28 protein-coding genes, 1 tRNA gene and 1 rRNA gene are annotated in these 26,411 nt (G+C 46.9%); 16 read left to right on the forward strand and 14 right to left on the reverse strand.

All coding sequences use genetic code 11. From position 1 onward, the window contains the following. From L5M49_RS21050 to glnG, 6 genes are all read left to right on the forward strand, one after another. Positions 1-1,158: an iron-containing alcohol dehydrogenase gene (locus tag L5M49_RS21050; protein WP_263266788.1), complete on the forward strand. Its 1,158-nt coding sequence runs from the start codon at positions 1-3 to the stop codon at positions 1,156-1,158. Positions 1,159-1,217: 59 nt separating this feature from the next. Then, the gene (locus L5M49_RS21055) at positions 1,218-1,910 is read left to right on the forward strand and encodes a type 1 glutamine amidotransferase domain-containing protein (protein WP_263266789.1); all 693 of its coding nucleotides are present in this window, start codon (positions 1,218-1,220) and stop codon (positions 1,908-1,910) included. Between the two features lie 133 nt (positions 1,911-2,043). Further along, positions 2,044-2,670 (forward strand): glutathione S-transferase family protein, encoded by a 627-nt coding sequence (locus L5M49_RS21060; RefSeq protein WP_263266790.1) that lies wholly within the window; start codon positions 2,044-2,046, stop codon positions 2,668-2,670. 204 nt (positions 2,671-2,874) lie between these two features. Further along, on the forward strand, positions 2,875-3,381 hold the full coding sequence (locus tag L5M49_RS21065) for a DUF4124 domain-containing protein (protein ID WP_263266791.1): 507 nt from the start codon (positions 2,875-2,877) through the stop codon (positions 3,379-3,381). 153 nt (positions 3,382-3,534) lie between these two features. Next, positions 3,535-4,581 carry a nitrogen regulation protein NR(II) gene (gene glnL, locus L5M49_RS21070; protein WP_263266792.1) on the forward strand — a complete coding sequence of 349 codons (1,047 nt, stop codon included), beginning with the start codon at positions 3,535-3,537 and terminating at the stop codon, positions 4,579-4,581. A 38-nt stretch (positions 4,582-4,619) separates the two neighbouring features. Further along, on the forward strand, positions 4,620-6,032 hold the full coding sequence (gene glnG / locus L5M49_RS21075; protein ID WP_006079736.1) for a nitrogen regulation protein NR(I): 1,413 nt from the start codon (positions 4,620-4,622) through the stop codon (positions 6,030-6,032). Between the two features lie 138 nt (positions 6,033-6,170). Here the strand turns inward: glnG and L5M49_RS21080 are convergent, their stop codons facing one another. The 4 genes from L5M49_RS21080 to L5M49_RS21095 form a co-directional block, all read right to left on the reverse strand. Then, entirely contained in the window at positions 6,171-6,728 is a 558-nt protein-coding gene (locus L5M49_RS21080) for a porin family protein (RefSeq protein ID WP_131525140.1), read from the reverse strand. A 207-nt stretch (positions 6,729-6,935) separates the two neighbouring features. Further along, positions 6,936-7,388: a hypothetical protein gene (locus L5M49_RS21085; RefSeq protein WP_263147882.1), complete on the reverse strand. Its 453-nt coding sequence runs from the start codon at positions 7,386-7,388 to the stop codon at positions 6,936-6,938. A gap of 14 nt (positions 7,389-7,402) precedes the next feature. Next, a complete protein-coding gene (locus tag L5M49_RS21090) occupies positions 7,403-8,293 on the reverse strand; it encodes a cation diffusion facilitator family transporter (RefSeq protein ID WP_212600228.1) in 891 nt (296 codons plus the stop codon). Between the two features lie 51 nt (positions 8,294-8,344). Continuing rightward, complete coding sequence (locus tag L5M49_RS21095; RefSeq protein ID WP_263237586.1) at positions 8,345-8,854, reverse strand: Spy/CpxP family protein refolding chaperone; 510 nt, start codon at positions 8,852-8,854, stop codon at positions 8,345-8,347. A 284-nt stretch (positions 8,855-9,138) separates the two neighbouring features. On the opposite strand from L5M49_RS21095, the gene L5M49_RS21100 reads away from it, so the two are divergent. Further along, positions 9,139-9,825, forward strand: coding sequence for a response regulator (locus tag L5M49_RS21100; protein WP_105251061.1), 687 nt, complete (start codon positions 9,139-9,141; stop codon positions 9,823-9,825). Between the two features lie 14 nt (positions 9,826-9,839). Further along, positions 9,840-11,189 carry an ATP-binding protein gene (locus L5M49_RS21105; protein WP_263266802.1) on the forward strand — a complete coding sequence of 450 codons (1,350 nt, stop codon included), beginning with the start codon at positions 9,840-9,842 and terminating at the stop codon, positions 11,187-11,189. Between the two features lie 97 nt (positions 11,190-11,286). On the opposite strand, the gene L5M49_RS21110 is transcribed toward L5M49_RS21105, so the two are convergent. The 4 genes from L5M49_RS21110 to L5M49_RS21125 all read right to left on the reverse strand — a co-directional run bounded on the left by L5M49_RS21110 (position 11,287) and on the right by L5M49_RS21125 (position 16,830). Next, complete coding sequence (locus L5M49_RS21110; RefSeq protein WP_263266793.1) at positions 11,287-12,267, reverse strand: MDR family oxidoreductase; 981 nt, start codon at positions 12,265-12,267, stop codon at positions 11,287-11,289. A gap of 163 nt (positions 12,268-12,430) precedes the next feature. After that, positions 12,431-12,949 carry an ankyrin repeat domain-containing protein gene (locus tag L5M49_RS21115; RefSeq protein WP_263266794.1) on the reverse strand — a complete coding sequence of 173 codons (519 nt, stop codon included), beginning with the start codon at positions 12,947-12,949 and terminating at the stop codon, positions 12,431-12,433. A 177-nt stretch (positions 12,950-13,126) separates the two neighbouring features. Beyond that, complete coding sequence (locus L5M49_RS21120; RefSeq protein WP_113941374.1) at positions 13,127-14,647, reverse strand: catalase; 1,521 nt, start codon at positions 14,645-14,647, stop codon at positions 13,127-13,129. Between the two features lie 281 nt (positions 14,648-14,928). Then, the gene (locus tag L5M49_RS21125) at positions 14,929-16,830 is read right to left on the reverse strand and encodes a sigma-54-dependent Fis family transcriptional regulator (RefSeq protein ID WP_263266795.1); all 1,902 of its coding nucleotides are present in this window, start codon (positions 16,828-16,830) and stop codon (positions 14,929-14,931) included. Between the two features lie 260 nt (positions 16,831-17,090). Between L5M49_RS21125 and L5M49_RS21130 the strand changes: the two genes are divergently transcribed. Further along, positions 17,091-18,611: an aldehyde dehydrogenase family protein gene (locus tag L5M49_RS21130; protein ID WP_263201478.1), complete on the forward strand. Its 1,521-nt coding sequence runs from the start codon at positions 17,091-17,093 to the stop codon at positions 18,609-18,611. A gap of 165 nt (positions 18,612-18,776) precedes the next feature. On the opposite strand, the gene L5M49_RS21135 is transcribed toward L5M49_RS21130, so the two are convergent. Both L5M49_RS21135 and L5M49_RS21140 read right to left on the reverse strand, forming a co-directional pair. After that, positions 18,777-19,280 carry a hypothetical protein gene (locus tag L5M49_RS21135; protein ID WP_263266796.1) on the reverse strand — a complete coding sequence of 168 codons (504 nt, stop codon included), beginning with the start codon at positions 19,278-19,280 and terminating at the stop codon, positions 18,777-18,779. Positions 19,281-19,363: 83 nt separating this feature from the next. After that, a complete protein-coding gene (locus L5M49_RS21140) occupies positions 19,364-19,828 on the reverse strand; it encodes a DUF2809 domain-containing protein (RefSeq protein WP_263266797.1) in 465 nt (154 codons plus the stop codon). Between the two features lie 216 nt (positions 19,829-20,044). Between L5M49_RS21140 and L5M49_RS21145 the strand changes: the two genes are divergently transcribed. The 7 genes from L5M49_RS21145 to L5M49_RS21175 all read left to right on the forward strand — a co-directional run bounded on the left by L5M49_RS21145 (position 20,045) and on the right by L5M49_RS21175 (position 24,617). Further along, positions 20,045-20,632, forward strand: coding sequence for a cytochrome b/b6 domain-containing protein (locus tag L5M49_RS21145; protein WP_219251309.1), 588 nt, complete (start codon positions 20,045-20,047; stop codon positions 20,630-20,632). A gap of 53 nt (positions 20,633-20,685) precedes the next feature. Then, positions 20,686-21,132 carry a DUF1924 domain-containing protein gene (locus tag L5M49_RS21150; protein WP_263266798.1) on the forward strand — a complete coding sequence of 149 codons (447 nt, stop codon included), beginning with the start codon at positions 20,686-20,688 and terminating at the stop codon, positions 21,130-21,132. A 102-nt stretch (positions 21,133-21,234) separates the two neighbouring features. Next, positions 21,235-21,798 carry a diheme cytochrome c gene (locus tag L5M49_RS21155; RefSeq protein WP_263266799.1) on the forward strand — a complete coding sequence of 188 codons (564 nt, stop codon included), beginning with the start codon at positions 21,235-21,237 and terminating at the stop codon, positions 21,796-21,798. Then, positions 21,791-22,057 (forward strand): PepSY domain-containing protein, encoded by a 267-nt coding sequence (locus L5M49_RS21160; protein WP_012196525.1) that lies wholly within the window; start codon positions 21,791-21,793, stop codon positions 22,055-22,057. The genes L5M49_RS21155 and L5M49_RS21160 overlap by 8 nt, the downstream gene beginning before the upstream one ends. Further along, positions 22,057-22,716 (forward strand): response regulator transcription factor, encoded by a 660-nt coding sequence (locus L5M49_RS21165; protein WP_006079718.1) that lies wholly within the window; start codon positions 22,057-22,059, stop codon positions 22,714-22,716. Before L5M49_RS21160 ends, L5M49_RS21165 begins: the two co-directional genes overlap by 1 nt. Positions 22,717-22,721: 5 nt before the next feature. After that, positions 22,722-24,038, forward strand: coding sequence for a sensor histidine kinase (locus tag L5M49_RS21170; RefSeq protein ID WP_263266800.1), 1,317 nt, complete (start codon positions 22,722-22,724; stop codon positions 24,036-24,038). Between the two features lie 102 nt (positions 24,039-24,140). Continuing rightward, on the forward strand, positions 24,141-24,617 hold the full coding sequence (locus tag L5M49_RS21175) for a GNAT family N-acetyltransferase (protein ID WP_263266801.1): 477 nt from the start codon (positions 24,141-24,143) through the stop codon (positions 24,615-24,617). 97 nt (positions 24,618-24,714) lie between these two features. Here the strand turns inward: L5M49_RS21175 and L5M49_RS21180 are convergent, their stop codons facing one another. From L5M49_RS21180 to rrf, 4 genes are all read right to left on the reverse strand, one after another. Continuing rightward, positions 24,715-24,924, reverse strand: a complete 210-nt coding sequence (locus tag L5M49_RS21180) for a hypothetical protein (RefSeq protein ID WP_105251048.1) — start codon at positions 24,922-24,924, stop codon at positions 24,715-24,717. A 409-nt stretch (positions 24,925-25,333) separates the two neighbouring features. Beyond that, the gene (locus tag L5M49_RS21185; RefSeq protein WP_063885021.1) at positions 25,334-25,846 is read right to left on the reverse strand and encodes a DUF1993 family protein; all 513 of its coding nucleotides are present in this window, start codon (positions 25,844-25,846) and stop codon (positions 25,334-25,336) included. Positions 25,847-26,213: 367 nt separating this feature from the next. Next, positions 26,214-26,290, reverse strand: a tRNA-Asp gene (locus L5M49_RS21190). A gap of 36 nt (positions 26,291-26,326) precedes the next feature. Further along, positions 26,327-26,411: ribosomal RNA gene (gene rrf, locus L5M49_RS21195) — 5S ribosomal RNA — on the reverse strand; the annotation flags it as partial.

Genomic DNA, 26,411 nt, shown 5'->3' on the forward strand with positions numbered 1-26,411 from the left:
ATGCTAAATTTTAACTATTACAACCCGACCCGCATCCGTTTTGGTAAAGACACTATCGCCGAAATTGATTCCCTAGTACCGAGCGATGCTAAAGTGATGATCCTCTTTGGCGGCAGCAGTGCTAGAAAAACAGGCACGTTAGACGAAGTTAAACAATCATTGGGTAATCGTTTCGTTGTCGAGTTCGATGGCATTGAGCCAAACCCAACCTATGAAACCTTAATGAAAGCCGTCGCCCAAGTGCGTGAGCTGAATATCGACTTCCTCCTCGCGGTTGGCGGTGGTTCGGTTATAGATGGCACTAAATTTGTTGCCGCTGCAGCAGTATTTGAAGGGGAACCTTGGGACATTCTCACTAGCTGGGGCGCCAATGTGACTCAAGCTATGCCTTTTGGCTCAGTGTTAACCTTACCTGCGACGGGTTCCGAAATGAACAACGCCAGCGTAGTGACCCGTAAATCACTACAGGCTAAACTGCCATTCCGTAATGATTTGGTTTATCCACAATTCTCCATACTCGATCCAACAAAAACTTTCACCCTGCCAGAGCGCCAAGTGGCCAACGGCGTGGTTGATGCTTTTGTACATATCACAGAGCAATACCTCACTTACCCAGTTAACGCCGCCGTGCAGGACAGATTTGCCGAAGGTCTTTTACAAACCTTGATTGAGCTTGGTCCACAAGTGCTAGTTCAACCCGAAGATTACGACATTCGCGCTAACTTAATGTGGGTTGCCACTATGGCACTCAACGGCACGATTGGCGTCGGCGTTCCGCATGATTGGGCAACCCACATGATAGGCCATGAACTGACTGCGCTTTACGACATCGACCATGCGCGTACATTGGCAATCGTATTGCCTGCTCTGCTGCAATGTACCAAAGAGGCTAAACGCGAAAAGTTACTCCAATACGCAGACCGTGTGTGGCACATCAACACAGGTACCGATGACGAGCGTATCGATGCCGCTATTGCAAAAACCAAGGTTTTCTTCGAAGCCATGGGCATACCGACACATTTATCTGCCTATGATCTCGATGCCAGCCACGTTGATACCGTAGTGAAACAGCTTGAACTGCACGGCATGGTGGCACTCGGCGAACATGGCAACATTAACCCAGCAATGAGCCGTGACATTTTGACCTTAGCCCTATAACGTCAAATGAACTAAACCCAAAGCTCACACGTATTGATGTGAGCAACTTAGGTAAAGGTATGAAAATGAATATATTAATGGTACTTACGTCACACGATAAACTCGGCGACACAGGTTTAAAAACCGGCTTTTGGCTCGAAGAATTCGCCTCACCTTTTTATGTTTTTAAAGATAAAGGTTTTGACATTACCTTAGCCTCACCACTGGGCGGTCAACCACCACTCGATCCAAAAAGTGATGAGCCAGACTTTCAGACCGAAGCCACTGCGCGCTTTAGCAAAGATCCTGAGGCTCAAGCACTGCTAGCAAATACCACTCGCTTAAGTGAAATCAATGCAGCCGATTATGATGCGGTTTTCTATCCGGGCGGCCACGGTCCACTGTGGGATCTTGCCGAAGATAAACATTCTATCGTCTTAATTGAACAGTTTTATCAAGCCAATAAACCCCTAGGGCTCGTATGTCATGCGCCTGCTGCATTGCTGCACCCTAAAACCAGTGATGGCAAACCATTGGTCAGCGGCAAGCGTGTTACCGGTTTCAGCAACTCTGAAGAAGAAGCCGTGCAACTCACTCATGTCGTGCCATTTTTGGTTGAAGACATGCTGCAGAAAAATGGTGGCAATTATGTCAAAGGTGATGACTGGACAAGCTTTGTCGTCGCAGATAGCCATTTGATCACAGGCCAAAATCCGGGATCATCCGAAGCCGTAGCCGAAACCATAGTTGCGCAATTGAACGCGAGAGGCTAAGCGATAAATACGCGACGCTCAGCTTGAAATGAACAAAGACAGGCGCACAAGTGTGCTAAATACGTTAAAAAGAGCTGTCGCACCATAATAGTGCGACAGCCAAAATGTACTCTCACTGCCCAAAGGAAAGCCCATGATCACCTTGCACCATCTCAATAAATCACGCTCTAAACGTATCATCTGGTTGCTAGAGGAACTCGGTCAACCCTATGAAATTAAGAGTTATCAACGTGATAGCCAGACTTTTCTCGCGCCACCCGAACTTAAGCAAATTCATCCGTTAGGCAAATCACCCGTTATCGAAATGGACGGTCAAGTGATAGCCGAATCGGGCGCGATCACCGAATATCTTATTGAAAAATATGCGGCGGATACCTTAGCCCCCGCCAGAGACAGCGCAGACTATGTCAGTTATCTGCAATGGCTACACTTTGCCGAAAGCTCAGCCATGCTGCCTTTGTTACTGCGTATGTTCGTGCAAAAGGACGGTTGTAAAACCAATTTCCTTGAAGGTTATGCTGCTATAGAAGTCAGTAAGATAAGCCATTACTTCAATGATATGTTGGCCGATAAAACCTATCTTGTTGCAGACAAGCTCACGGGTGCGGATATCATGATGTCCTTCGTCGTAGAGCTACTGGCGAACAGTGGCGATCTCGCGAAATTTGAACACATTGAACGCTATGCCACTCAATTATTCCAACATGCCGCTTGGGTCAAAGCGAGTGAGATCGAGAAACAACTCGATGCAAGCCTGTAATTGATGGATCGAATTCGGGCACATGTTAGTGCCCGAGCTTAACCCACTTTAACTAACCCCTATTTCTGCCTCACCATTTTCTGTCGACTTTATACCTTCTCTGTGATGACATCCTTAACCACTTAGCGCAACAAACACCATGATTTTTGATGTAAAAGAGACTAATCTTGATTAACTCTATCTCAAGGCTACAGGGACTTTAGCATGCGTTCACTCACACTCATCGGCTTAGTGCTATTTAGCATGTTAGCGCAAGCGACTGTTTATAAATGGGTCGATAAGGATGGCAAAGTCCATTACTCCGATGAGCCGCAGCCAAATGCCCAAGTCGTTGAGCTAAAAGAGAAGACCTTAAATCAAATTGCCCTTCCTCTACCCAAAACAGACTTAAACAGCTCAAATCAAGCAATTGAATCTATTCAATATCAAGTCAATATTACCTCTCCGACCGAAGAGGAAACCGTCAGAGATAACAATGGCGATTTCGACGTCGTTGCGACTATCACCCCAGAGCTAAAAAGTCAGTATTTGATGGCCCTCAAACTCGATGGCAACCCCATAGGTCAGCCGCAAATTGGCGGTACCTTCAAACTCAAAAACATCGACAGAGGTGAACATACCTTAGTCGTTGACGCTTTGACTCAAAACGGCAAAGTCTTTGCATCAAGTCCACCAAGAAAGATATTTCTTCATCAAGCAGCTAAGCGTTAATGTCACTATTTGTATAGTAAAAGTTAGTATAAAAACTTTAAATACATGAAGTTAGATTAACTCCTCCTGACTAAACCGTTTGATGAAGACAAGTTGCAGCTTGCACCAGATTGGTGCACCATAGTGGTGCAACCCTATTTCTAGGAACGGTCGATGGATAAAGAGACACTGCTCAATCATTTAGTTACCGCTGTACTTGTCATAGATAAGGATCTCAAGCCTTGTTATGCCAACGCAGCAGCAGAGCAATTATTAGGTGTTGGTAGCCATAGACTTGTAGAACAAACTTTGCCTGAGCATTATCAAATCCTCGGTGTCGACGCCAAGCTATTAATGGATGCAGTAACAGCCGGCCAAGGCTTAACGGTCAATACGGCAGCACTAGTCACGCTCGATGGCCAACATCATACCGTTGATTTAACCCTTATTCCCCTCGATGATGAGGCTGAACTCAGCCTGCTCGAACTGCGCCAAGTTGACCAACAAAGACGCATTCATCAGCAACTGAGTCAAGATGCACAGCAGCAAGCGGCACAGTTTTTAGTGCGCAACTTAGCCCATGAAATCAAGAATCCTTTAGGCGGCCTTCGCGGTGCGGCGCAGCTATTATCGCGGGAGCTGGATGATCCGGCGCTGAAGGAATTCACTACGCTCATCATAGAGCAGGCCGATCGGCTGCGTAATTTAGTGGACCGTCTGCTCGGCCCCCAAAGGCCGACACAGCACAGTCTGCACAACATCCATCAAGTGGTGCAAAAGGTCTATAAGTTAGTTGAAATGGCGCTGCCCGCTAACATTCAACTCAAACGGGATTACGATCCATCCATTCCCGATATCGAGATGGATCCTGACCAAATGCAGCAAGCTGTGCTGAACATTTTACAAAATGCGGTGCAGGCGCTTGAGCATACGGGGGGCGAGATTTTGATCCGCACTCGCACTCAACACCAAGTCACCATAGGTTCACAGCGCCACAAGCTAGTGTTAACCCTATCGATTATCGACAACGGCCCCGGTATACCGCCTGAGCTAATGGACACATTATTTTATCCCATGGTGACAAGCCGTGAGCAAGGTTCAGGTTTAGGCCTCTCGATTGCCCATAATATTACCCGTTTACACTCGGGAAGGATCGATTGCCTCTCCAGCGCTGGGCACACAGAATTTATCATTTCATTACCAATTTTAAGCGCTAAATAATTTCGACTGTACCTACCCATACCGTATGAGGAAGCAAGATGCGAATTAGTGAACAAGTGTGGATCCTCGACGATGACAGCTCGATACGCTGGGTACTCGAAAAGGCACTGCAAGGTGCTAAGCTCAGCACCGCCAGCTTTGCCGCCGCCGAATCCCTGTGGCAGGCATTAGAAATATCGCAACCGCACGTGATAGTGTCAGACATCCGTATGCCCGGCACGGATGGTTTAAGCCTGCTCGAACGATTGCAAGTGCATTATCCCCATATTCCCGTGATCATTATGACAGCGCACTCAGACTTAGACAGTGCAGTGAGTGCCTATCAAGCGGGCGCATTTGAGTATCTGCCTAAACCCTTCGACATCGATGAGGCTATCTCTCTGGTTGAGCGCGCACTTACCCATGCCACTGAACAGAGCCCTGCACCCGCGCAGGAAGCCCAAGTCAAAACACCCGAAATCATAGGTGAAGCGCCAGCGATGCAGGAAGTTTTTCGCGCCATAGGCAGGCTTTCACGCTCATCGATCAGCGTGCTGATCAATGGTCAATCGGGTACGGGAAAAGAGTTAGTGGCTGGCGCGTTACACAAGCACAGCCCACGTAAAGATAAGCCGTTTATCGCGCTGAACATGGCAGCGATCCCTAAGGATTTGATCGAATCTGAGCTATTCGGCCACGAAAAAGGTGCCTTCACCGGCGCAGCCAATGTCCGCCAAGGTCGCTTCGAACAAGCAAACGGTGGCACGCTCTTTTTAGATGAAATCGGCGATATGCCATTAGACGTACAAACACGGTTACTCAGAGTGCTCGCCGATGGCCAGTTCTACCGCGTCGGAGGTCATAATGCGGTACAAGTCGATGTGCGTATCATAGCGGCGACCCACCAAGATCTTGAATTATTAGTACAAAAAGGTGGCTTTAGGGAGGACTTGTTCCATCGCCTCAACGTGATCCGCGTGCACTTGCCGCCACTATCACAAAGACGGGAAGACATTCCCCAACTCGCTACCCATTTCCTCGCCTCTGCAGCAAAGGAAATTGGCGTGGAAACTAAGATCATGACCAAGGAGACTGCGGTAAAACTCTCCCAATTACCTTGGCCCGGTAATGTCCGACAACTCGAAAACACCTGTCGTTGGTTAACCGTAATGGCATCGGGGCAAGAAATTTTACCCCAAGATTTACCGCCAGAATTACTGAAAGACCCTGTGAGTGTCACCCACACGGCGAAAGGCAGCCAAGATTGGCAATCGGCACTGACTGAGTGGATAGATCAAAAACTCTCGGAAGGAAACAGCGATCTGTTAACTGAGGTGCAGCCCGCATTCGAGCGCATACTGCTAGAAACTGCGCTGCGCCATACTCAAGGCCATAAACAGGAAGCGGCGAAACGTTTAGGCTGGGGACGAAATACCTTAACGCGGAAATTAAAAGAATTGTCGATGGATTGAGTAGATAAAATAACGTTACTACTCGTTATATCAATACAAGCTTATTCATATCAAACAATAAAAAGGGATATCTTCACATCCCTTTTTATTTTAAATTAATTTTCATTGGCATGAATTAAATATGCCAAATCTAAAAAATTAGAATTGATAATGCATACCTACAGCGAATTGCTTAATATCAGTGTCAATATCTTTTAATCCTAAATAGCTACGGTCGGCATCTAAATCACCTGTAGTGACATCATAGCTTACACGGATATTTAAGTGCTCTGTTACGGCGGCATTAACACCTACACCATAAGTCCAACCAAAACCAGTAAAGTCTTCATCGTAACCATAGCCATCAACATTCGCCGCCATAGATGCAATACCCACTTTGGCATAGGCAGAAAAAATATCATTAATTTGTGCAGTAAATTTAGGTGTGAAGCTTAATGCACCTGCACTAATATCAACATCCTTATCGCCTAAGTCACCAGTGGCAAACAGGTTAGCTTCTAAACCAAACCATTCATTGAAGTTATAGCCACCGTATACGCCTACACCAGTACCGGTTTCTGAACCATCAAAAGCATCAGCTGTGACTCTATTTAATGCACCACCCACATAAAATCCAGTAGTGTCGGTTGCTGCAGAGACTTGAGTGGCCGCTAATGCTGATAGTAAAGAGATAGCAACAATTGATAATTTATTCATCATAATTCCCTAATGATTTAACGAAAGTATTAGACGGCGCGGATATTACAATAAGCAATTCAGAAGTGTCATGGTTTAAATTATCAAAATACAAATCATACAGCATTGATTCAGCTTGAGTCGGAAAATGGAAGTTATTGTTATTCGTTATGTGGCTAAATAATATTTACTGTAAGTATTATTTTTAAATTGAAACTATTAATAACTTTAACTTAACACCCGCAACAGCCCTATAAAACTCGCATATAGCCAACGGATGAGGGAACGACGCCTTCTCACATCCAAACATTCGGATACGACAACTCTGCCAGACGCCACACAAGTAATACGTGTACGCCAAAGAAATAATGGCCAGACATGGACTCGATAAGCTTGGTTAGCAATGTCGAGATCAATTTTCTGCGGTAAGTAATAAAGATGTTTACGCAGGACTAACTGACTCCAAGCCCCCGCTATCACAGGAGATACGGTACTATCTGCTTGATTTACTATCGAAGATTTCTGTTCCATCAGGAGCGTGATTTCTGCATTCATAGGAATGCTAACGTCAGAAACCACAGATTCGGCTATCAACTCAAAGCGAGTCGATAGCCTATGATAGCGGCATATCAATCGAGTGGAATGATCCCATCTGTGACTTTGCTTCTGCATCCATGCCATAACTTGCCCTTAATTTATGTTTCGTTTACATCAGGTTTAACCGGATCTTGATGAATAATCACCTCAGCATCTTCGAAGGCGGCTTTGACTCTTATCCCTGTTGTATCGGCAATACTGTGGGCTTCATTCAAACTCAAATTGCCATCGAGTTCTAAATGAAATTGAATAAAAACAGTTTTGCCTGCTTGACGAGTGCGTAAATCATGCAGCCCTTGCACCCGTGGATCTTCCATCGCGATTTGCGTAATTTGCTGGCGAGTTTCTTCGTCTAGCTCTCTGTCTAACAAGGCTTGAATTGAGCGATAACCTAAGCCAAAGGCTTGATGACCGATATAAAATGCAATCATTACCGCAAATAAACCGTCAGCCCACCACCAACCGTATTGCGCTAATACTAATGCCAACAATACCGCACCATTAAGGAATAAATCTGATTTATAGTGCAGCGAATCAGCTTCAACCACAGTACTTTTTGTCGCCGCTAATGCGCGTTTCTGCAACATGACTAAAGCTAACGTCATCACAATCGCTATGATAGAAACAACTACACCTATGGTGGCATTTTCAACCGGAACAGGTGTTAATAGACGCTCGCCACCATAGAAAAGTAATAAAAATGCGGAGCCCATAATAAAGGCGGATTGCGCTAGAGATGCTAACGGCTCAGCCTTACCATGGCCATATCTGTGGTCATGATCCGGCGGCACAAGCGCGTAACGAATGGCAATAAAATTGATAATAGAAGCGAGAGCATCGGCAAAGGAATCCGTCAAAGATGCCAACATACTGGCAGAGCCGGAATAAAGCCAAGCGAACATCTTGATAAGAATAAGGATCAAAGCGGTAGCCACGGAAGCGCGGCTAGCCAGTTTGACCCAAAAATCGTATTGGGAAGTTTGAGTCATAAGGGATCTATCTTGGGAAGCTATGACCCTATTGTATATCAGCTAAGACGCTTAACCGCGAGGTTCTTTACCAGCTTGTGCTTCAAATCGCGCTTTAAACTGAGCTTGCTGCTCTGGTGTCAGCAGATTAAATATTTGATTATGCAGCTTCATACGTTCAATGGCTTGAGTTTGACGCTGCTCTTGCTGCGCACTCATCAGTGCCTTTGCTTGTGTTTCATCAAAACTAGGCGCGGTAATTAAGGCCTGCATCTCAGTGCGATGTGCCAAGCGTTCCTCTTTCGTTGGACGATTATCAGCGCGCGTGGCTTTCTGATCGGCAAACAACTTTTTGACGTCAGCTTTCTGGGCATCCGTTAAATCGAGCCCTTCAAACATACGATGCATGCCACCGTGGTCCATATGTCGGCCGCCATGTTCCATGCGGTCGCCTTTATGGAATTCAGATTTAGAGAAGTCGCAGCCAGCATCCTTAGGTGCAGCATTAACTGCCGTCGCGAAAACCGCAGAACTCGCTAGAATGGCAAACAGGCTCGCTTTCAAAGGTGATAATGTTTTCATAGTGTTAACCTCGATGGTTCAACTTTAATATGGCAATTAATAAGACACAGTGACGACCCTTTTAAGCCGAGTCACTTTCGACCCTTCCAGTCTAAACCCCTATATGTAAGTGAGGGCGTTGCCTGAGTAAATCACTGTAAAGTTGCGGCAATAACTCTATTCTTTACTTTGGCTTACATTGCTACACAGCAATTGACATCAAAACAGGTATACTCAGCCAAAGCGCTAAAAGTGTCTATGATAAACAGGCACATGAGGCCACATTACAGAGATTAAGGAACAGTATGAGTCGGATATTATTAATCGATGACGATCTGGGGTTATCTGAGCTACTAGGGCAACTGCTCGAGTTAGAAGGGTTTCAATTAACCTTGGCCTACGACGGTAAACAAGGTTTAGATCTGGCACTGACCGCAGATTACGATCTGATCCTACTCGATGTCATGCTACCTAAATTAAACGGTTTTGAAGTGCTACGCGCACTGCGCCAACATAAACAAACCCCAGTATTAATGCTGACCGCTCGCGGCGATGAAATCGATCGCGTAGTTGGGCTTGAAATCGGCGCCGATGATTATCTGCCAAAGCCGTTTAATGACAGAGAGTTAATCGCCCGTATCCGCGCCATTATTCGTCGTTCGAACTTAACAACCCAAGAAATCCATGCCGCGCCCGCCCAAGAGTTTGGCGATCTACGCTTAGATCCATCGCGCCAAGAAGCTTACTGTAATGAGCAATTAATCATACTCACAGGCACTGAATTCACTCTGCTGCACACCCTAGCACTGCACGCTGGAGAGTTGATGAACAAGGAAGAGTTAAACGAGAAAGTGCTCGGCAAAAAACTCATGCCCTTCGATCGCAGCTTGGACATGCATTTATCGAATCTACGTAAAAAACTCCCCGAGCGTAGCGATGGTCGGCCAAGGGTGAAAACCATCCGTGGCAAAGGTTATATTTGGCTTCCATAACGGCGGTATCGACTGTGCCTAATCGTTTATTTATCAAATTATTGCTCGGATTTTGGCTTTGCAGCTCGCTAATCATTGCCTTAGTGGGTCTGCTACCATTGCTGCAACAAAATCACGACCGTGCGCCACTGCCACCTCACCTTGAAAAAGTCCTATCGACGATAGCTAAGCGCATTCAAGAAAACCCCGCCCTACTGGAATCCGATTTTCTTCGGCGCTGGGAAAGACACAGAGATATGGAAGGCAAACCTCTGCGGGTCTATCTTGTCAACAGCCAAGGCCAAGTGATCAACACCCATAGGGTGAGTCGCGGTGTACGCAGCTTTATGCTGATGGCAGATGAAGAAAAACAACCGATTAGCCATCAGTTTAAAGATGAGCTGGTGTTTGGTCCCTATCAATTTAATCTGGGCGCTGAAACCTATTCACTTTATGGTCGCCTACCAGATAACCATCCACGGCCTTGGTTTTTCTTCTTCGCCGAAAATAAGTTATTAACCTTAAGCCTGGCGATTTTCCTTTCGGGATTATTATGTGGCTTGCTCGCGTGGCATTTAGGTAAGGCATTAAATTCACTTAAAAAGAGTGCTAATGCCCTCGCAGAAGGCGACTTAAGTCACCGAGTCGATAAGTCCACCACTCAGCGCAACGATGAAATTGGTCAGCTCGCCACGGCTTTTAACAGCATGGCCGACTCCATCGAAGCTATGGTGAATAATCAGCAGCGGCTCATGGGGGATATTTCCCATGAACTACGCACCCCATTGACGCGGCTACAGTTATCCCTAGCCCTCGCACGTAAAAAAGGTCAGCAGACCACCGAAACGGAACGCATAGGTTATGAAGCTGAGCAACTCGAAAAGCTTATCAGTGAATTGTTAGAGCTCTCGCGGGTCAAGCTCAGCACTAACGAAACTAAGGTACATTTAGGCTTGGCAGAATCCCTGAGCCAAGTTTTAGACGATGCGGAATTTGAAGCAGAACAGCAAGGTAAAAGCATTACTATCGATATCGATGAAGACATTGAGTTAGCGCATTTTCCTAAATCACTTTCCCGCGCGATTGAAAACCTGCTGCGTAACGCGATCCGTTATGCCGCAAGCGACATACACCTACAGGCGAGTGCGACGGCTGATCAAGTACAAATTACCATAAAAGACGATGGTCCAGGCATAGATGCCGCCGAACTCGATGCCATTTTTAAACCTTTCTACCGCCCAGACTCGGCAAGACAAAGAGAAAGTGGCGGCTGGGGACTTGGGCTGGCAATCACTGAAGCGGCGATTACCGCCCACAAAGGTAAGATTAAAGCCGAGAACCGTATACCAACAGGCCTTAAAGTGACGATTACACTACCGAAATAGCCGATATGAAGAACAAGTAAACTTGGTAAAACGGATGGCATAGTCGTAGATGATAACACCTCAGTGTTACCATCGTTTTAAAGTATAAGAAGCTAGATTACAGCTTAACTAATATACGTCCTGTGACTTGACCTTGGATAATTTTATTTGCGAAATCAGGCACCTCAGCCAATGATATCTGCTGACAAGCTTGCTGATAAAAATGTTCGGGTAGTGCTTTAATCACAGCTTCCCACGCCGCTTTTCGTTTCTCAAATGGACAAGAGACAGAGTCGATTCCCAGTAAACTCACACCCCGTAAAATAAACGGCATAACGGTTGTTGGTAATGCAAAACCGCCCGCTAAACCACAGATAGCGGCTGCACCACCGTATTGCATTTGCGCTAATGCTTTGGCGAGGATCTTGTTGCCAACGGTATCGACCACACCCGCCCAGCGCTGCGCCTCAAGCGGCTTAGCATCTTGTTCAAGTTCACTGCGATCAATCACTTCTGCGGCACCAAGCTCCTTCAATAAAGGCGCATTCTGTTCAACTCGACCACTGCAGGCAACCACACGATAGCCAGCATTGGCGAGCAAAGTCACCGCCACAGAACCCACACCACCACTGGCACCTGTGACAAGAATATCCCCACTTTGCGGTGTTACCCCAGCCTGCTGCAGCGCTTGCACGCACAACATCGCCGTAAGCCCAGCAGTGCCTATCATCATGGATTTAGCGGCATCACAACCTTGCGGCATGGGCACCAGCCAGTCGGCTTTAACTCGCGCTTTTTGCGCCATACCACCCCAGTGGTTTTCGCCTACGCCCCAGCCCGTCAAAATCACCTGATCACCAACTTGGTATCTTGCATCCGTCGATTCGCGCACCACGCCTGCAAAATCGATGCCTGGTACCATAGGAAACTGACGAATGATTTTGCCAGCACCGGTCACAGCTAAACCATCTTTATAATTCAGCGAGGAATAGGCGACATCAACCAAGACTTCCCCTTCTGGCAAATCAGCTTCTGTGATTTGTGAAACTTGAGCAAACGTACGTTTATCTTCTTGCATCAGTAGTAAGGCATCAAACATAAATCGCTCTCCGAAGGCCAAACCGTATTAAACGATATTCAAAAAGTTACCATAAAAGGCATAGACATCATTAACAAGCAGACTTATTGCTAATAGTAAATGCTGAGATCTAAACAGATTAAAGATAATGACCAAGAGTGATCGGGCGCAAGATCTAGCGTCTTTATGGCTTTAAACTCGCCTGCTGTAAAGCGCCACTTTGACCCCAGTAACGGGCAAACTCAGTCAAGGTCATTCCGGCATTATTCGTTAGGTTCGCATCGCATTCTTTCGCGTATAGCCGCTTTACAATATTGAATTCGGCCTTAATCACAGCGCCCATCATTGCCGTATTACCACGCTTATCTTGCAAACAAGCATTAGCACCATGCTCAAGCAATAAATCCGTTGCAGCCTCTTGGCCGTTATAAGCCGCCACCATTAGCGCGGTATAGGTTTGACTATTTCTCTGGTCAATAGGGAAGCCCGCATCGAGAAAATGCTCAAGCACTGTGATATCGCCGGTACGCGCTGCAGCAAAAAAGTAGTCCACCAGCAATTGTACTTGTGCGGTATCGGGCTCGTCTGTTTGACTTGCAGTTGCGGATGTAACCAATGGTGCTTGAAGCGAACCCGCCCCCATTGCCACCGACATACTCAAGGCCACAATAATCAATAATAAGATAGCAATAGTGTGTTTCATCAATGGCTCCCAGCACAGCTAAAATAGAGATTTAAACAATGAGACGTGACGAAATGCCCGCAAGACGCCCTCTTAAACTGGGCAGAAAAGAGCTTGTTTACGTCTTGCGGGACTTACTAGGTTCGGACTGTTAACGCGCAAATCTCTGCGACCAAAACAGTCCTAAAAATAACAAAATCAGATTGAACGTTGTTTAACGTCAGCCAAATCACCCTTTACGGCCTTGGTTAAACGCTCACCAAACTCTGGGTCTGCACGATAAAAGTGACTGAGCATCTGATGTTTCACATTGGTATCGTTCACTTTGCCTAAGTCACCGGCCAAGTTAGTGATCAGATCTGCTCTATCTTGCTTGCTCAAGCTGCGATAAAAGACGCCCGCTTGGCTAAAGTTATCCTGCTTGCTAATAGCCGTCTGTTGCACAGTCCCCGTCAGCGCAGTTGTTACCGCACGATAACGATTATCTTCGGCCAAGGCTAAATGTACGCTCGGTTGATAGTTCACATCGGACTGGGTATGCCCCATATTGCCCGCACCTTCTTGGTTGTGGTTTGCCACCGCCACTAAGGGTTTATTAATCGGCAATTGCGACAAATTCGCGCCGAGTCGATACAGCTGAGTATCGGCGTAGGAGAACATGCGGCCTTGCAGTAATCTGTCTTCCGAAGGCTCAATCCCTGGGATCAAATTCGATGGCGCAAATGCCGCTTGCTCAGTCTCTTGGAAGAAGTTTGCAGGCATGCGGTTCAGCGTCATAGTGCCCACTTTTTGTTCTGGCACATCTAGCCACACCTTAGTGGCGTCTAACGGGTTGTAATCAAACTTATTAAGCTCAGTCGGGTCGAGTAATTGAACGTACAGATCCCACTTAGGATAGTTACCCTTGTTGATCTCACTATAAAGATCATCGGTTAAATGGTTAAAGTTTTGTCCTTGGACTTTAACCACTTCATCGGGACGTAAGCCTTTAACACCTTGCAGACTCTTCCAGTTAAATTTCACGTATTTAACTTGGTTATCTCGATTCACAAATTTGTACGCATGCACACCGAAGCCGTCCATTTCACGATAACTGGCAGGTACACCTAAGTTACTGTAAACCTGAGTCAACATATGGGTTGAACCCGCTTCGTGACTGAAAAAATCGAAGAAACGATTCGGATCTTGCATATTGGTCACTGGCGATGGTTTGAGTGAATGCACCATGTCAGGAAACTTGATCGCATCGCGAATGAAGAATACGGGTAAGTTATTACCTACTAAGTCCCAGTTACCTTGGTCCGAATAAAATTTGGTCGCAAACCCTCGGGGATCACGCAGCGTTTCTGGCGAACCTTTCGAGTGGATCACGGTAGAAAAGCGCACAAATACGGGTGTCACTTTACCTTTTTGTGCAAAGGGTGCCGCTTGGGTTAGGTTACTAAAATCGCCACTCGATACAAACTCACCATGAACACCTGTGCCTCTGGCGTGGACGACACGCTCAGGAATACGTTCACGGGCAAAGCGTTGTAGCTTCTGGATAAGCTGCACATCTTGCAATAACACGCTGCCATTACTGCCCGCTGTGGTCGAGTTTTGGTTATCACCCACAGGTGCACCATTGTCACGTGTCAGGGTATTTGTTGGTAAAGTTTGAGCCTGTACATTCAATGTCAGACCCATAGAAATAATTAAAAGGCTTTTAGTAAGATGCATAACAGTTCCTCTTCTATGCATAACGCCAAGCTCTTTTCTGCCTGCCCGCAGTATAGTTCTGAATTTGTAATTAGAAGAAACGATCTTTATCGATTATACGAATCAATAAAACCTATTAGGCATAAATTGGCAACAACAAAAAGTCACATTGTCAGATACTGAAGCTAGAGATTGTGGACTAAAACCTCTCGGTTTTAGTCTATTGCGAAGTGGATAAACGTGGGTGATTAAGAGATATTTAGCGATTAATTGAGCTTCACAACAAGAGCCATAAGCTAATATTAATCCTTAAGCCCCATCTGTTTTAATCGCCGGTACAAGGCATTACGGCTGATCCCTAAACGCTTAGCGCATTGGCTCACATTGCCATTACAGGCTTGGTATGCCTGCAGGACATTGCTATAAATCGCCTCATTTAAGGAATCCGATTGAACCTTTGTGACATTCGGCTCCACAGCGCACTTACCACTTTGCAGGGGTGATGCAGAACGTTGACGGCTTACCTCTTTAAATTCATCACATAAGGGTGCAGCTTGTAACAGGTCTCCTTTTAACGGCTCGCATGTGAGTTTGGCCGCCAGATAATCGGGTAAATGCTGCCAAGTTAAAGTGTCATCACCTTCTGCCATCAAGCAAGCGACTTGCATAAGGTTATCGAGCTCACGCAAATTACCCGGCCAATCGTGTTGCATCATTTGCCCTAGCAGTTCGGGGCAGATATCCTGCGCAGCGATACGATGTTTACGGTGCAATTTATGGATAATGCGCTCGATATCCAGCCGCTCGCGTAGCGCAGGCAAACGCACTTGCAAGCCATTTAACCGATAGAATAAATCCTGCCGAAACAGCCCCTGCGCCACTTGTAGCTCTAAATCCATATGGGTCGCAGCAATGATTTGGATGTCGACTTTAAAACTTTGATTACTGCCAACGGGTACCACTTCGCGCTCTTGCAATACTCTGAGTAAACGACTCTGGGCCGCCAGCGGCATTTCGCCGATCTCATCTAAAAACAAAAAACCACCGTGGGCTTGGCGAATTTTGCCGATAAATCCCGTGCGGTTTGCCCCAGTAAAAGCGCCCGCCTGATAACCAAAGAGTTCAGATTCGACTAATTCAGCGGGCAATGCCGCGCAGTTCACCGCCACTAAGGGCTCGCTGCGACGCGCGCTTTGGGCATGGAGCTTTTTAACAAACTGCTCTTTACCGACGCCGGTTTCACCGAGCACTAACAGCGGAATTTGTTTGGTGATCACCTTATTGGCATGTTGCCATGCGCGCTCAAGTTGAGGATCGCGAAACCGCACGCCCAGTTGAGTGAGCGATTTATTGCTCATCGCCACCCGACTCTTGATGCTAGGAATATTTAAGGATTGAGTCTGTAGATGTAAGTCTAAATGCTGATTAAAGCCACCCGCACGGTTCCAATTATCACCTAGGTACTGCTCAACGCTATCACCCACCTTGGCTTGATTAAGCAATTGTTTCGCCATGGGATTATAACCCACGATACGGCCATCGCTGTCGGCAATCACTATGCCCTGCCAACCCGAACTGAGCAGATTGGGCTGCGCCGCTAAATCGATTCGATAATGGCTATCGGGCAGATGGCACAAGAGCGCGGTCTCGACCTGCTGCGCCAAACTGGACACTAACATCAGCGTCTGCTGAGTGTGTCTTTGCTGCTCGCTGGTGATATCTATCACCCCGAGCATCTCACCTTGGGGGGAAAATATTGGGCAGGCGGTGCAACTCATAAAACGATTCTGGCGAATAAAATGCTGCTCACCCACTACAGATACGGCTTGTTTGGCTGTGAGTGCCGTCCCTATTGCATTGGTGCCTTTGTGCTGCTCGAGCCAATTCACCCCGATATCCAAAGCCACGTCCGCCAGTTTTGTGGAGTAGCGGCTCACGCCCCAGTGCCTAAGCACATAACCCTCGGCATCGGAGAGCAAGAGTCGGCTATTAGAATGCGCCATCAACTGATTGAACAAGGGCAAAGCATGGGATTGCACTAATACAATGAGCATTTGATATTGCTCATGTTTCTGCTTTAGTTCGCTGGCGTCGAGCCTAAGCTCTTGGGGTAACTGAAATTCTGACAAGCCAGCGCCAATGCTGCGCTGCCACGAATCGGCCAACCACGCCTGTGTCGATGGTAAATGCGGTTTAACTGTCATAGCCGTGCTCCCCCGAGCTGTGTTCCGTTTCGGCACACTTGAGTGTGCCGATCGATGACAAAGTGACCACAGGACACACCTCACTCCCTGAGTGCCCATACTTTTTCAAATCTGCAAAATTAGCTTTTCATCATACTGTTAGCACAACAAGTGTACAACTCTTGCCAGTTTGGCACCCTCCTTGCGATGCACCTTAGGTATGCAAGTCTCAAGTGTTACGTTAGAGAACACTAAGCTAATCAACAAGAAGGAATGATTCTATGATTTATGCTCAACCCGGAACCGCAGGCGCAATCGTTAACTTCAAAGAAAAATACGCCAACTTTATCGGCGGAAAATGGGTCGCCCCAGTCAATGGCAAATACTTCGACAATCGCTCACCCGTGAATGGCCAAAATTTTTGCCAAATCCCACGCTCCGACGCCCAAGATATTGAATTAGCATTAGATGCTGCCCACGCAGCCAAAGACGCTTGGGGTAAAACCTCAGTCACAGAGCGCTCAAACCTGTTACTGCGCATTGCCGATCGGGTCGAGCAAAATCTCGAATACTTAGCCGTTGCCGAAACCTGGGAAAACGGTAAAGCGGTGCGTGAAACCTTAAATGCCGACTTGCCCTTATTCGTCGATCACTTCCGCTACTTTGCCGGTTGTATCCGCGCGCAGGAAGGCAGTGCCGCCGATATCGATGGCAACACAGTCAGTTATCACTTCCCAGAGCCTTTAGGCGTGGTCGGCCAGATCATTCCTTGGAACTTCCCACTCTTGATGGCGGCATGGAAAATCGCCCCTGCGCTAGCGGCGGGTAACTGTGTAGTACTCAAGCCTGCGGAGCAGACGCCGGTATCGATTCTGGTCTTGCTCGAACTGATTGAAGACCTATTACCCGCGGGTATTCTTAACGTAGTCAACGGCTTTGGCGCCGAAGCAGGACAAGCTTTGGCCACCAGCAAACGCATCGCTAAATTGGCCTTTACGGGCTCCACCGAAATTGGCTATCACATTTTAAAATGCGCCGCCGAATCCTTAATTCCATCGACCGTTGAGCTTGGCGGCAAATCACCTAACGTGTTTTTTGCCGATGTGATGGACCATGAGGACGAGTATTTAAATAAAGCCGTCGAAGGTATGTTGCTGGCCTTCTTTAACCAAGGCGAAGTCTGTACTTGCCCATCACGGGTGTTAGTCCAAGAGTCGATTTTTGATCGCTTTATCGAAAAAGTGCTCGCCCGCGCGCAAACCATTAAGCAAGGCGATCCCTTAGATACCGACACTCAAGTGGGCGCTCAAGCCTCTAAAGAACAGTTCGATAAGATCTTAAGTTACTTAGCCATAGGTAAGGCTGAAGGTGCAGAAGTGCTATTGGGAGGCACACTTTGCCAACTCGATGGCGGTCAAAGCGAAGGTTATTACATCAGCCCGACGATTATGAAAGGCCACAATAAGATGCGTATCTTCCAAGAGGAGATCTTCGGCCCCGTCATTTCGGTCACCACCTTTAAAGATGAAGCCGAAGCCTTAGCGATCGCGAACGATACTGAGTACGGCCTAGGCGCTGGCGTGTGGACACGTGATATGAACACGGCTCAACGTATGGGACGTGGCATTCAAGCGGGCCGCGTTTGGATTAACTGTTACCACGCCTATCCTGCCCATGCCGCCTTTGGTGGATACAAAAAATCCGGTATTGGCCGCGAAACCCATAAGATGATGCTCAACCATTATCAAAATACCAAGAATCTCTTGGTGAGTTACGATGTGAATCCTTTAGGTTTCTTCTAAGGTTTTGGTGCTCAAACAAGCTGATGTGAGGAAGCTTTTATTAGGTTTTTAAACGTCTTTGTAAGCAAGCTTATAAAACTTTCCGCATGAGTAATAGATACAAGTGATAAACATGAAAGGGCGAATAGCCCTTTCTTTTTTAACTGAATTTAATTCAAACCTCACTCAGTTTATATTATCAATCCGCGCTAAACGCTGAGCTAATTCAGCAAGAGAGGAGGCTGTTTGTGGATCGCTTTGTGGATCGACAACTTCAACCAGTTTAAGTTTTGGCTGAAAAGGTAACCAAGAACTGCCCGTTGTCATCACTAAATCCAGCACAAACTGACCGTAATAGTGCAATCTCAGTCGTTTATCCGTCATAGGCCAATGGGCATAAAGCAGAAAAGAATCGTACATTTGCGCCAAAGAGGTTGTCGCAATGAGCTTAAACCCTTCATCAAGCAGACTAAACTCGGTCGATTCTTCGAAGGGACAATCGAAAGAAGTGATGACCAAATACCCCGAGGTTTTATTGGGTAAAACGCAGCGATATTGGCCTTCAATCACTAAGCCAGCAATAAAGGTATGAGTAGGTTGGCCATTGAAATATAAAGGCATTTTCAATGGATTAGGCTCAAGTCCATCGGTATGCTCTGTTAGCAGTGAAAACCCCGTTATTGGCTGCATCCCTTACCCCACTTATCTGCCTACCTATCTCGCATTCCTATCCGCGAAAACACACGTCATGCGGCTCTTGCAAATTCAAATCACTAGGACTGACGGCTTTTCCAATAACAGCTCAGTAAGATCAAATAACCGACAAAATACGCAACGAGATCGAGTGGATCAAAATGGCTACCTATCACTATCCGCGCCAATCGATTTCCACCCAAGCCCAGCTTATCGACTAAACCCCAATACTGACCAAACTCGATAGCAAAGGCAAACAGCAATACCGCAAACGCCAGCCAAGGAGTTTGAAAAAAGCGTTTAATACCCTCGCCTGTGTTTTGTGCTAGGGGCTTTTCTACTGGGCTGGCAACCGGAACGACAGCCCGCACCATACAAAACAGTAAGATCACTACTAGTACATCACCCACAAAACCACGGATAAAACCCGCAGGTGCATATAAGGCGATTAAGACTTCAGTCAAAAAGAGTAAAACGGCATAAATACAAAAGGATTTACGACTCGGATTGCGGCTGATAAAAGCGCGAATAACGGCGGTAGACATAAATAAGTTAATCCCTTCACTCGGTTGAGATGGCAGAATTTACCGTAATACCAATAGGTTAACAAGTGAGTGTTCGTTGACATTTAATACTCGCCACACGAGCAAGCGCATCACTCACCCCCATCAATTCGATAAATGTTCGCGCCTCAAAATTTAAGCGAGGTTTAAGTTTGGGTTACGTAGCCTACACCTAAACCCACTTAGGAGCGTCACACCATGTCATCAAACACACTGCAAACCATCAAAGTCTGGGACCTGTTGATCCGCATATTCCATTGGTCACTCGTCGGTTTTTTTACCTTAGCCTACCTCACTGAAGGCGAAGACGAGTGGATGACCATCCACAGTTACGCAGGTTATAGCATCTTAATTTTACTGGTGTTTCGCCTGCTGTGGGGCGTGATGGGTACCCACAATGCGCGCTTTAGCAACTTTATCACTCGCCCTAAAGAAGTGCTGGTGTACCTCAAAGGGCTCATCACAGGCAAAGCCAAAGACTACATAGGCCATAACCCCGCTGGAGCAATGATGATAGTGGCCTTGATTGCCAGCATCGCCATCACGGGATTCTCGGGCATGGCGCTGTACGCTACCGATGGACACGGCCCATTAGCCACAAGCTTTTTCGCCACTTGGCCCGAAGGCGCCATAAAAGAAGTCCATGAATTCTTTGCCAACTTCACCGTGTTCCTTGTGGTTATCCATGTTGGCGGCGTCATCGTCAGCAGCCTTTTACACAAAGAAAACTTAGTCAGAGCCATGGTCACGGGCAAGAAACAACGCCCTGTGGAACAAAAAGATTAATCCATTAGCCATTTTGCTTAGCAATAAGATATCCAGCCCAAAAGGAATGCCCTATGAACAGATTAACCAAACACACGAATAAAAGTCGCCTTGCTATCGTCGCGATTTCCACCTTGCTGCTGACTAGCCTTAGCGTTAGCGCCGCCAACAGTAAAGTGCAAAGCCTGCCTCTTAGCGCCGAGCGTATTGGCACGCAACTGCAAAGCTATCAAGCCCAAGGCGCTGGGCCCTTTACCGCCGCCGCAGGACAAAATCTTTGGCTACAGGACATGGACGGTCGTAGCTGCGCCAGTTGCCATACCGCCAAAGTCACTGGCATGGGGATGCACCAAAATACCCGTAAACCCATTGACCCTATGGCGCCGTCGATTACCGCAGATCGGTTAACCGACTCAGCCAAAATTGAGAAATGGTTTAGCCGTAACTGTAACTGGACCTTTAAACGCGACTGCACGCCGCAGGAAAAAGGCGATGCCTTACTCTGGTTAAGCCTGCAATAGCCGCCAAATTTCGACCGTATTACTCATTCAATAACTCATTTAATTAGATCGATTAATTTCAATACCTTCCACAGAAGGTAACGGCACAAAAAGGAAGATGTCATGACTAAACAAGCACACCCTATTAGCTGGTTCTTAGGTTCATCACTCACAGCTGCGGCATTAGCCATTGGCGTTATCGGTGTCAGCCTAACCTTAACTGGCACAGGCTATGCGGACGATGGCCGCGAGCTCACCCGCGCCATTCCACAGAATGCGGAATACACGGCAGAATGTGGTAGCTGCCACATGGCCTATCCAGCCAATTTACTCCCCGCCGACAAGTGGCGCGCCATTACCGCAAATCTTGAGAACCACTTTGGGGACAACGCCAGCCTAGATCCTCAAGTCACTGCTAGAATTGAGGAATATCTGGTTCAACATGCAGCGCAAAATGGTAAGGTGATGAAAAACAGCACGCCACTGCTTGCAGGCGCTGGGCCGCAGAAGATCACAGAACAGGCATTTTTTATTCGCAAACACGATGAGATCCTAAGACGTATGGTGCAAGATAACCCCAAAGTCGGCTCATTCAGTCAATGCAGCAATTGTCACAACCTCGCAGAGAAGGGCATATTCGATGAAGATACCGTTAATATTCCTGGCTTTGGCCGTTGGGATGATTAGCAGCCCCAGCTGCAATGCCCACGACGATGATCTTTCAAACAAGGTGGTCGAGTGGGTTAAGGAGGGCAAGGTTTTGCCCTTCGACACCATAATGCAACGCTATGAATCACGGCTAAAGGGACGGTTACTCGATCTCGAAGTCGAGCAAAAACATGGCAGGATCATCTACGAGCTCGAAATCCTTCGTGACGATGGCATAGTGTATGAAATCAAGATTGACGCCAAAACCGGCGAGTGGCTAAAAGAAAAGGTCGACTGATGCGTTTGCTATTGATTGAGGATGATACCGATCTGGTCGCGCGCCTCATTCCCGCCCTTAACAAGGCGGGTTATACCGTCGAGCACGCCGATAACGGTATTGATGGCGCCTTTTTAGGCGAAGAAGAAAACTTCGAAGCCGTGATCCTCGATCTCGGTTTACCCGGCAAACCCGGTCTACAAGTCCTCGGCCAATGGCGACAAAAAGGCTTAGCTATGCCAGTGCTGATCCTCACCGCTCGCGATGCGTGGCACGAACGGGTCGATGGCCTCAAGGCGGGTGCCGATGATTACCTCGGCAAGCCTTTTCACATCGAAGAACTACTCGCAAGGCTCGAAGTGTTGATCCGCCGCCACTTTGGCCGCGCCGACAATGTGTTGCAACATGCGGGCGTCTCCCTCGATGTCGACAAACAAGCCGTCACCAATGTCGACGGTGAAGTGATAGAGCTGACTAAGATTGAATATCGCCTACTGCATTATTTAATGGTCAATCCCAGCAAAATCGTCTCTAAGTCAGAGCTCAGTGAACGCATTTACGAAGAAGATCAAATCAAAGACAGCAATGTCATCGAAGTGTACGTCAACCGCCTGCGCCAACGCTTAGGCAAGGATTATATCGAAACCCGTCGCGGCCAAGGTTATCGACTCAAGGAGTAAAAGGCGTGTATTCACTCAAGGGTTATCTGACGCGCAATCTGCTGATCACGCTCACCTTTGCCATGGTGCTGTTATTATATTTTCTATACCAAGGCATCCAAATATTAACCCAAGACTTTGTCGCTTCGCGTCTACAACACGATGCCGACAGCCTGATCTCCGCCCTGAATCATAATCCCGATGGCACATGGGCGCTCACCACCGACCGCTTGCCCAATGTGTACCACAGGGTTAATTCTGGGCATTATTTTGCGATTCAAATCGGCGAGCAAACTCTGCGTTCACGCTCCCTATTCGACCATAACGTGAACATGCCTAAACTGACCGCTGGTGAGCAACACCAAGCCACTGAGTTTGTCAGCAAAGAGCATTGGCTGATGTTCAGTCAGGCCGTTATCAAAGATGACCAATTAGTTACTCTGTGGGTGACAGAAGACATCAGCGAGCTCGAACAAACCCAAGTGCAATTTTTAGCCTTTGCCAGCGCAGCCGTGTTGCTCACGATTGTTATTCTATTAATGGCGCAGTATCAGCTACTGAAACGCGGCTTTAAACCCTTAGAGCAGATGCCAGAAGCTATCCGGCAGATGCGCGCCCAAGGGCAAGAAATCAATCCTGACCAAGTGCCAAGTGAGATAGTCCCACTGATCGAAGAGATAGATCGTTTAGTCAATCAATTGGGCCAAAGAGTACAACGCTCCCGTAATGCCTTGGGTAACTTGGCCCACGAAATGAAACGTCCGTTACAAGGGCTGCAGTCCTACCTAGAAAGCCTTCCGCCTGAACAGCGAAGTGAGGGCAGTAAAGTGCTCGCAAGCCTGCACCACATCATCGAGAGAGAGCTTAAGCGCACTAAGATTGTCGGCCTGTCCACTCCAGGGCGTTATACCGTGCTCGATGACGATCTTGCGCCGCTGATTCAAGTAATGCAGCGCATTTACCCAGACCGCATTATTCACAGCCATTACACGAGCGGCTTAGTAATGCCGTTTGATCGGGATGACTTACTCGAACTCTTAGGCAACTTGCTGGATAATGCCTGCAAGCATGGTCGCAAAAATATTGAGATCCATATCAGTCAGCAAAACGTGCCAGCTACTGGCTATGGGATAGAAGTGAGTGATGATGGCGAAGGCGTCTCCGATGGCGCGCTGTCCGTTATCATTGAGCGCGGCATTCGGCTAGATGAAAGCATCCAGGGCCATGGTTTAGGATTATCTATCTGCACAGATATCGTCGACAGTTATCAAGGCGAACTCGGTTTTAGTCATGCGAAACAAGGCGGACTTAAAGCCAGCGTATTTCTGCCGCTCCCGAATTAAACGGTATACTCACTCGGCTTGTGCCCACTGAGTTCATGCAAGCTAATAGAGGGTATAATTTGCCCATTCAAATCCCTTTCACCAATCAGTCTAGAGATTTATATGAAAGTTATCGACCTAAAATCTGCCCCGCAACACATTCCACAATTGGCGGAGTGGCATCATCAAGCATGGGCACATTTGAGTTCTGCGGATGCTTCAGTCACTATGTTGATTGAGGAAATGAACGAGTATTTAACTGACGCCGCCATCCCCAAGATGTTTATCTGCGAACAGGCAAATCAAGTGATGGGATCATCTTCATTAATCACTGCAGATATGGACAGCCGAACTGACTTAAGCCCTTGGCTCGCCAATGTGTATGTGAATGCAAACCATCGAAATAAAGGATTAGGTAAGTTGCTAGTCAATGCCGTCATTGAGCATGCTAGAGCGATTGGTTTACAGAAAATCTATTTATTTACTGCAGATAAAGCCGATTTTTATCGAGCGCTGGGTTGGTCAATGATTTCACATGAAGATTATAAGGGCGAGATAGTCACGATAATGGAGTATGAATTGAGTCTGCAAAGTTACTAAGTTAAGAGAGCAAGCTCCACGACGGACGTCGTGAAGCTGTACATGCGGGCTAAATATCTAAATGTGATATCCAATACTTAGCGACAAGCCAATGGCTTTAGTCAATTTCAATATCCACACCGAAACGATTGGATAGTTGGCGTTGCTCGTGCAGAATTTCAATTCGGCGGCGAGTGTCTTGGGTCAACTTGTCTTTGAGGCGCAAACCACTGGTAATGGCGGCTTTTTTGGCTTTCTTGCTCTTCATCGGTAAATCAGTTGTCGTTGCATCCGTAGGACTCTCAACGGCTTGAGATTCGATAGACATAGCTAACTCCTTTAATTAGAACCTTAAATAGGCTCTTCCAGTAAATCCCTGCTCTAGACGAAAAAACAGGTCATCTATAATGAGTCAATTCGCCATTCACTATTTATGTAACAGATAATTTGGCGACTCATAAACTTACGGTCCATATCATTCACCTAAGCCAACAAGATTAAATACATGCTGATAAGATGAAGATGATCGAGACATAAGGTCGAAATGAAAAACTGAGTATTGATTTACTTCATCGACGCAACAGAACCCTAACGAGTCCTAAATTTTCCGACGACAAAGCGGCATAACATAGGTAGAGAAAGAACAGGTAGCAATGCAGAAAGGTTGGTAAGCTCGAGCGGCAAAGCGCTGCTGCGCAACAATTAGGCTACGCAACAGTACTACATCTAGCCTAGATTTACGACTTATATGGCATAGCGCCGAGGTAATCTTTCTTGCCAATTTCCACACCGTTGTGGCGCAAAATCGCGTAGGCTGTTGTTACATGGAAGTAAATGTTCGGAATAGCGTGCTCAATGGCAAACTCATAACCTGTAAGATATTTTCCTTCCCATCGTGGTTGTGAGACATGGATCGTGGCCGCATTAGCAAAATCATCCGCTTTAAACGTCGCTAAATAATCCAAAACCGAGCTAATACGCGCTTGCAACTCAGCCAGCGTCGTCTCGCTATCATCATGCTTTGGTACTGTATCTAAGTTATCAGTCAAACGTGCTACGCCAATTTTGGCAGTATCGCAGGCAATTTGAACTTGGCGAATAAGATTGAATTGATCCGGCGCTAAACGTGAGTTTAAAAGAACCGCCATATCAACTTTCTTGAGGTTTGCGAAGCATTCGCCTTTTTCAAGAATAACGCTTAAATTTTTCAGCATCTTGCTAAATTGTACAACCGTTAAATCATAAAGCATGGCATAGACCTCATTGATGGACGCTACAAAACTGCAGCACTTAAGACGATCTTGGGGCAAATTACTCAATTTCAATCATTCTTGGAATTTAAGTATCTGCTTAATAATAAATACTTCAATATAAACGATATTAAGTCAATTAGGACGAGAAAAAGATAGACGTTACCAGTAGGGATAGGGCGTCAGCTACAAGCCAAGAGATTAAAATTATCTCAGACTGATCCGAATAACAATAACGTACACTCGTAGGCATTGGGATGGCCGGCTATGACGATAACCATTTGAGCGATAGCATCACTGGGACGGATTATCCACAACGCCATAACGAAAAAAGCCTCATCTTTCGATGAGGCTTATCTCTTAATGTTGGCGGAGCGGACGGGACTCGAACCCGCGACCCCCGGCGTGACAGGCCGGTATTCTAACCAACTGAACTACCGCTCCTTTAGCTTAACGTCTACACGTTAACCTAAATTAGGCGCTTGGCGATGACCTACTCTCACATGGGGAGACCCCACACTACCATCGGCGCGTTTGCGTTTCACTTCTGAGTTCGGGATGGGAT

The organism is Shewanella sp. SM74 (assembly GCF_025653725.1).
GTDB classification, from domain to species: domain Bacteria; phylum Pseudomonadota; class Gammaproteobacteria; order Enterobacterales; family Shewanellaceae; genus Shewanella; species Shewanella oncorhynchi.